This is a genomic window from Enteractinococcus helveticum, from assembly GCF_020742345.1.
GTDB classification, from domain to species: domain Bacteria; phylum Actinomycetota; class Actinomycetes; order Actinomycetales; family Micrococcaceae; genus Yaniella; species Yaniella helvetica_A.
On record NZ_DYXC01000112.1, the window covers coordinates 1 to 5072 of the forward strand.

6 protein-coding genes are annotated in these 5072 nt (G+C 55.0%); all 6 read left to right on the plus strand.

The features are described from left to right. The first annotated feature begins 293 nt into the window (after nucleotides 1-293). Entirely contained in the window at nucleotides 294-1298 is a 1005-nt protein-coding gene (locus tag K8V32_RS10085; RefSeq protein ID WP_303906702.1) for an alpha/beta hydrolase, read from the plus strand. Then, on the plus strand, nucleotides 1295-2635 hold the full coding sequence (locus K8V32_RS10090) for an alcohol acetyltransferase (protein ID WP_303906705.1): 1341 nt from the start codon (nucleotides 1295-1297) through the stop codon (nucleotides 2633-2635). The genes K8V32_RS10085 and K8V32_RS10090 overlap by 4 nt, the downstream gene beginning before the upstream one ends. 4 nt (nucleotides 2636-2639) lie before the next feature. After that, on the plus strand, nucleotides 2640-3305 hold the full coding sequence (locus K8V32_RS10095) for a DUF6320 domain-containing protein (RefSeq protein WP_303906708.1): 666 nt from the start codon (nucleotides 2640-2642) through the stop codon (nucleotides 3303-3305). A 79-nt stretch (nucleotides 3306-3384) separates the two neighbouring features. Further along, complete coding sequence (locus tag K8V32_RS10100; RefSeq protein WP_303906711.1) at nucleotides 3385-3948, plus strand: dihydrofolate reductase family protein; 564 nt, start codon at nucleotides 3385-3387, stop codon at nucleotides 3946-3948. 142 nt (nucleotides 3949-4090) lie between these two features. Continuing rightward, nucleotides 4091-4714, plus strand: a complete 624-nt coding sequence (locus K8V32_RS10105) for a LemA family protein (protein ID WP_303906714.1) — start codon at nucleotides 4091-4093, stop codon at nucleotides 4712-4714. Then, nucleotides 4711-5072: hypothetical protein (locus K8V32_RS10110; protein ID WP_303906717.1), on the plus strand; the 362-nt coding region annotated here is incomplete at its 3' end. The genes K8V32_RS10105 and K8V32_RS10110, both read left to right, overlap by 4 nt.

Here is a 5072-nt window from a genome sequence, read left to right on the forward strand (position 1 = left end):
GTCCGTCGAGGAGGTATTGGAAACACTCTCGCAGTGTTCAACACCCGGGTGGTCGACGTGGCAGATACTCACACCCGAACAGCGCAAGCAGGCGCTGGCGGAATGTGTTGATCTTGGACACGACAGCTAGATAGCTTGTTGAACGCAGCTATCTCAAATATCCGGCACTTGACGACGGCCGATCAGCTATGTGAATGCGACTCTTCGCGAGATAGCACCTGGTATGCGCCGACATGTTGTAGTCACCACTGCCGAATGAATGGGCAACCTGGGCCCTGCCATAGGATGGGGCTATGTGGATACGTGGCAGGCCCAAGCGCCAAACTAATAATGCCGAGCAGCGCACGCGGCTCAACCGTGTTGTGCGCTCGGTTCTTGGATTCTTTGCGGCACCGCGGATTGATATGCGTGAAGATTATGAAAAAGTGCGCAGATTCCAACGACACCTTGCCGCACCCCGTGTGACAACCAACCGGGCCGTCGACCACGAAGTGCCTTCCGAATCGGGAACGCACCACATCCCGGTCAGAGTATTTCACCCCAAAGAACAAACCCGAGACGAGGTGCTGGTCTTTTTTCACGGCGGCGGTTGGGTCATCGGAGATATTGAAAGCTACACCCCAACCTGTATCAACATGGCCGATCTGACCGGCGCCGTCGTCGTCGCCGTCGACTACCGGCTTGCCCCTGAATACCCGTTTCCGGCCGGGCTTGAAGACTGCTATCAAATCCTGCGCAGATTATTAGATGACCCCAACCCGGTGGGCATTGCGGATGCCGACAAGATCGTACTGATCGGTGACTCAGCCGGAGCCAACCTGGCGGCGGTCGTGTCACTGCGCTTGCACCAGGACGGCCACCGAGGTGTGGCCCGTCAGATCCTGTTGTACCCGGTCACATATTGGGACCATGATCCGCACACCTCACCGTTCGACTCGGTACGTGAACACGGCGCGGGCCTGCGGCTGACCAACGCCGAAGTCCAAGCGTATTTTGACCTGTATGTTCCCGACCCCGCCGGCCGAAAAACATGGGAGGTGGCGCCCCTGATGGCACAGGATCTGACCAACCAGCCCCGTACCCTGGTCATCACAGCAGAATTAGACTTACTACGAGACGAGGGCGAAGCCTATGGGCAAGCATTACGCGCGGCCGGAAACAGCGTGCATATTCACCGGGTCAACGGTGCCCTGCACGGGTTTATTGCCCTGCCCAGACTCTCTCGAGCGTTGCGGGAGGCCTACGAAGTGGTCACCGCATTCTTGGATGATGCCGACCAATTACAGGACCCGGCATGACACGACGCAAATGGGTGCGACTCGATAACGCTTCGAATATTTTCCTGGCGGCACGCAGTGAAACCGACACCAAGGTCTTCCGACTCAGTGCTGAACTGGATCATGAGGTGGATCCTGAACAGTTACAAGCCGCACTTGATATAACGTACGACCGCTATACGCTGTACCACGCGGTGCTACGCCGCGCCATCTTTTGGTACTACTTACAAGACAGTGATCTGCGCCCAACCGTGACCCCGGATGAGCAACCGACGTGCGCCCCCATCTATGACGCCGACCGCGCGGGACTGTTATTTCGGGTCATATATCACCAGCAACGCGTCATCTTAGAAGTCTTCCACGCGCTGTCCGATGGCACCGGAGCGCTGTGGTTTCTCACGGATCTAGTCAGCCAATACATCCGGTTACGCTACCCGGACCGCCCCGCACGTACTGACGCTTCAACAGCTCAGCTCATTGCGCAACCTGGTGCTGCCGATGAGAATATCGCAGCACGAGACCTGTCCGTTGACAGCTTCGCCCAGTATTTCCGACGACGCAGCCTATCCGATGACCAGGTCACAGACATCGAAAGCGACGCAACCCTGACCACAACCACCAAGGTCTTCCAAGTCACCGGAACTCGCACACCCGACTACCGCACACGAGCCGTGGAGTTGACCGCATCCGCCAACGATGTGCTCACCTTGGCAAAAGCCGAAGGCGTGTCGATGACCATGTATCTCACCGCCCTGTTTTTTGAAGCAATCCGCCGTTCCACCGGTGGTCTCGGCAGGTCCCGCACGCTGGCGGCAACGATCCCCGTCAACCTACGCCAGTTCTTCCCATCGGTGTCGCCCCGAAACTTTTTTGCCACCGTGCGAGTCGAACACACCTACGGCCAAGGCCCCGACGATATTGCCTCAGTCGGCAGACAACTGGAACAACAATTTCGCCCGAAAGCCTCCCCGGAAGCACTGGGGAAAAAACTGCGCCGACTCACCCGGGCCGAACGCTCGCCGGTCTTACGCATCGTGCCCCGCCCCCTGAAAGACGTCATCTTGCGTGGCCTGAACTGGGCTAATAATCGCGGGCTGACCGTTTCAGTTTCTAATCTAGGACGCGTGACCCTGCCCGAAACCATTGATCCGCACGTGGGAGCCATGAGCTTTCACGTCTCAGCCGTGCGCCCACAGATGTGCGTGATGTCGCACGCCGGACTCTTGACCATCAGCTTCACCTCACCATTTATCGAAACTGATCACATCAGAGAATTCGCGCGCTACCTGACCGGCCAGGGCATTGCGGTCACAGTTGCTGCAACCCGGGTCACCGAAGCAGAACTTGCTCAGGAATAAGACTATGAAACGATGCTCCCAGTGCTCAGTGGAAATCGCAGGCGACTGGCAGAACTGCCCGCTGTGCGCCGAACCTACCCGAGGTCATGCTTCACCAAGTCCGTTTCCAAGCATTGGGCTGAACTTCTCACGACGCCACGTCTTTCGGTTGTTGTTTTTTGGTTCCTTAGCGATCATCATCGGGTCCTTTGCCGTTCAACTGTTGCTGGGCCGCGGCCCAGCTGAATTCGGTGCGGTGCGTTCCGTATGGCTCGGCGTGGTCACCATGTGGCTGGTAGCGGTCATGGCGGTGCGCAAACGTCGCAACGTCGCCAAAAGCATTGTGTACCTGGTGCTGATCGTTGGACTGGTGTGTCTCTACTGGGACTATCTCAACGGCTGGCAAGGATGGTCGTTGAACTATGCCATCCCCATTGTGTGTGGCTCCTCAATCATAGCGCTGCTGATCACCGTGAGAGCCATGCGAATGGAGGTAGGCAACTACATTATTTACAGCGGCATCACCATCCTGCTGGGCCTGTTGCCCATCGCGTTTTTAGTTTTTGGGTGGGTCACCACCACCCTGCCCTCGGCCATTTGTGTGGCCGTGAGCGTGCTCGCACTGGTCGTCATCCAGGTCTACCGTGGCGCTGAAGTCCGGCACGAACTTGCCAAACGCCTACACGTATAAGCCGCACAGCGCTAGACTTTGAGACAGCAACCGCGTCTGGCATTTCGGCACGCGGGTCCCGCACCAGGAGGTTCACCTCATGGGAACGCTGAGTTATACCGTTACGATGTCGTTGGACGGCTATATTGCCGATACCAAAGGTGACTTCCAATGGGCCACCCCGAGTCCTGAAATCTTTGACGTCCACCTGCAACGCATGAGCGAAGTTTCCACAGAAATCATGGGGCGTAAGACCTACGAACTCATGCAGTTCTGGGATACCCACCCCGATTCCGACCAGGCCACGCCAGCCGAAAAAGTTTTTGGCCGTCTATGGCAGCACATCAATAAAATCGTTGTATCATCCACCTTGAGCCCAGCAGATATGGTCGCTGACGACGACGAACTCGTACCCCACCTGGACGTTGAACGGATCCGGCGCATCGGCCAAGACGCTGATGGGGTGGTGGAGATCTTTGGCCCAACCACTGCCGCAGACGCGATCCGTGCCGGACTCATTGAGCGCTTTGAATTCTTTATTGTGCCGATCATCATTGGAGGCGGCCTCAAAGCCCTGCCCGATGGGGTGAAACTGGACCTTGAGCTTGTCAAACAGCGTATTTTCGACAACGGCACTGTCTATCTGCAGTACAAATATCCCTAACATTTTTGTAGCGTTTTCAAATATTGGTTAGTTAAAGGTGGAACCTTGAAGGTTTTGTCGGTACGATTTGACGGTGTTTTCCACGCCTCACAGGCTGTGGCGAACTGTTTTTTGTCCGAACAAGACCTAAGGAAGTGTTCTTATGGATGGCTCGTTCCTGTCAGAATGGGCGCCAATTATCATCGGGCTGGTAGTTGTAGTCCTGATTATCATTTGGGGGATCGCCGTCTATAATCGGCTCGTCTCGGCCCGGAACTCTTCGAAAGAAGCACTCCAAGGCATTGACGTTGCTCTGGAAACGCGCTTTGACCAAATTAAAGCTCAAGCTGATGCAGCTTCCGGCGCCGTTCAGAAGGAAGTCGACCTGATTCTTACCTCGACCTCCCTACGTACCGGGCGAAGCATTCGTGATCTTGAAGTCGATGAAAAAGCCCAGCTGAATGCATCACTGCAAGACGCTGAGCAACTCCTGCTTCGACACATGCCCGCGGGTCCGGGTGCAAACGTATCTTTTGAAAACTATCCAGAAATGCAAACTCGGCACAACGTTGAATTACTGCAGCGCACTATTAATGAGGTTGAAGAACGCTTACAAGCAGTGCGTCGTGTGTACAACCGGGCTGCTACTGATTACAACACGAAGCGTCAAGTTTTCCCGACCGTACTCATTGCAGGCATCCTCGGATTTCGCGAACATAAATTATTCGAGCTCACTGATGAACGCAAACGCCAGCAATACGACTTGGAAGGATTTCTTGATTCATGAGCTCTCATCCTAAAATTTCCGTTCCGTCTTTTGACTCTGTATGGTCAGAAGTTAAGAAATCATCGACAAAAATCACCAATGATACTTCCTGGTTGACGACGTGGAACGCCAAATCCATTGGGTTGTTTATTCCGGTGATTATTGGCCTGGGACTTGTTGTGCTGTCAATGCTGTTCTTTTTCATTGACTACGCAGTATTTGGTTTGTTGACCCTGGTGGTGGCAATACTTTGTATAGCGCCTCCGGTTGTCTACGCGATAAACCAGATGGGTAAAGCCTCTGGAAAATACTCTCAAACTGTCGTTGCTCCGATGATTGAAGCTCTGATCGGTCAGCTGAGCGCACGTACCGTGACCGG